Here is a 2,146-nt window from a genome sequence, read left to right as displayed (position 1 = left end):
TCTACGGCGTCTACACGAACGTGGCGAAATATTCGGAATGGATTTCAAGCACTATCGGTTCGCAGTAAGGCTCGGAGGCTGATTCAGAACTCTTCGTTGAACATTGCTTGGCCAAGCGTGGCTAACCTCGTTTCAATTGGAAGCTTGAGGCTTTATGTTGCAAACGACTCGGAGGCCGACGGTCGGCAAGCTGTAGGCGCCAGCGGCCGATCCCACATTACGTGGCGAGAGCGTCCGCGGCATCTCTCCGATAGCGCCCATGCGCAGCGATGAAACGCGAGTCGCGAACGATCCGCCCATAACAGTAGCAGGCTTCTGGCATTTTTTCTCATTAAGAGAGTCTTTGATTTCGCATTGATCGGTCGCAGCAGTGGCCCATTCCCACAAGCTGCCGGTCATGTCATGCAGGCCGGAGGCGTTGGCCGGCAAGGAGCCGGCCGGGCTCGGGCCAGAGCCGTCCAGGCCGTCGGCGCATCCCCAGCATACAACCCTGCTGACGAGGATCTCGCTGCCCTGAGTTGTCCGAGGGCCCTTCTCAGCAGCGCTCCACTCCGAACTGCTAGGCAGCCGATATTCGCCTGTGCAGCCTGTACTGCCTCGCTCCTTGTTGAGCCACTGAATGTATTCGGCCGCATCCTGCCACGTAATCCCGCCGACCGGCATATTGCCCCGGCGGCCGCTGGTGTCCTCAATATAACGACCGCACGCTGCTTCCCGATAACATGCATCCCATTGGGCATAGGTGAGTTCCGTCTTGGCGAATGCGACCCGCCTCCCCTTGACCGCTGGAACTTCAACCATGACCGGGCAGTCCGCACACTCGGCAAAAGTCCCCGGCAGTAGCTTCTCCAATTCTGCGTTGCGCCTGGCGGTGATCATCTCCTCCTCGCTGATGGTGATCGCCTGACCCGCCTCATGCGGTCCACGAGGCGAGAGAAAAACGTAGTCGCCAAGCAGCGCAAAATTGACAGTTTTGCCTTCTTCCTTCGGGACGACGGCAAACATTGTGTCATTCGGCACGCCGTTGCGGAGCGTCTTTTTCGCGACTTGTTCCTTGATGAAGACCGCCAGTTCAAACCCGAGGATTAGGCCATCCCCATCCCTGTCGGCTTCGCCATTCAAACCCGTGATGAAAGCCTCGGAGAAAGGATTGTTTATATCTGGCACCGTCTGCTCGTCGCTGCCCGCGGTCAGGATCAACCGGGCGTCGTGGGCAAGCAGTTCCGATACCCACGACCGGCCTTCATCCGTCAACGCCTGTACCGGCTTCTTCTTGACGATCTCTGACGCTGTGTCACCTCGCGTGATCAGCGGGATCATGGCGCCAGAAAAGCAAGCGTTGAAGAAAAGATAAACATGTTTGGAGGCGACCTCGCGCAATGCGGCGCTCAGGTCGTTGACTGAATAGGCGGTGTCTGCGATGTCACGCGGTAGCGGCTTCGTATCGCTCGCCATCAGGTAGCCATAACCCTTCGGGTCGTCCTTGCCGGCCGCAAAGCCGTGCGTGGCGATATATATCACAAGTCGGTTCTCGGGCGACCGACCATAGGTGCGGATAAATTCAACCACCTGCCGTCGCAGTTCCTCGTGCGTCATGCGGCCGCTCTGGGGTTGCGGGGGCACGAAGAAACCGTGCATTTGCAATGTCGCGGCGACCTGGCGGACCTCGCTTTCCACGCCCGGAAGCTGCCTCATATTGTCGAAATGTGAGATGCCGATGACCAACGCAAAGCTGCGAGTCGGACCAAGTTGCCTCTCGATCGCCGCGGCAATCTTTTCCTGCTCGGCCGTCTTGGCAAGCGCCAGCGCACTCGGGCGGGCGGGCTGGAGCAACATAGCCGACGCGAGCACGAGCATGGACAACTTAAGCCAAAGGCTCTTCATGTTCTCCTCCTATTCTTCAATGGGCGCTTCCGACACCAAGGCGCTGGCATAGTCCGCCGCGGACCCATCCACGATGTGGGTGATACGGTAGGCCTGCGATAGGAGCTTCCCTATCCGCACCGCTTGCGTCTCATCCCGCAGCGCCCGCATACGCCGCGCCCGCGCCTCGACCACGAGGTGCAGTTCGACTCCCGCACCACGGCATTCTCGGCTGCGGTCAGCAACTCTGGTCCCCGTAGCGGGCATACCGCGACCGAGAAAT

General features: G+C 59.5%; 2 protein-coding genes. Both read right to left on the bottom strand.

Going from position 1 to position 2,146, the window contains the following annotated elements; genetic code table 11:
- Positions 1 to 132: 132 nt before the first annotated feature.
- Positions 133 to 1,884 (bottom strand): SUMF1/EgtB/PvdO family nonheme iron enzyme, encoded by a 1,752-nt coding sequence (locus tag NKI72_RS34690; RefSeq protein WP_352852205.1) that lies wholly within the window; start codon positions 1,882 to 1,884, stop codon positions 133 to 135.
- A 9-nt stretch (positions 1,885 to 1,893) separates the two neighbouring features.
- Positions 1,894 to 2,146: hypothetical protein (locus NKI72_RS34685; protein ID WP_352852203.1), on the bottom strand; the 253-nt coding region annotated here is incomplete at its 5' end.

The sequence above is a fragment of the Mesorhizobium sp. M0437 genome (assembly GCF_040321335.1).
GTDB lineage: Bacteria > Pseudomonadota > Alphaproteobacteria > Rhizobiales > Rhizobiaceae > Mesorhizobium.
The sequence above is the reverse complement of the archived record's forward strand: the minus strand, read 5'-3'. Positions and strand labels throughout refer to the sequence as shown.

Excerpts from the sequence above, each read along its gene's own strand:
- NKI72_RS34690 (WP_352852205.1), bottom strand. The coding sequence starts at position 1,884 with ATGAAGAGCCTTTGGCTTAAGTTGTCCATGCTCGTGCTCGCGTCGGCT.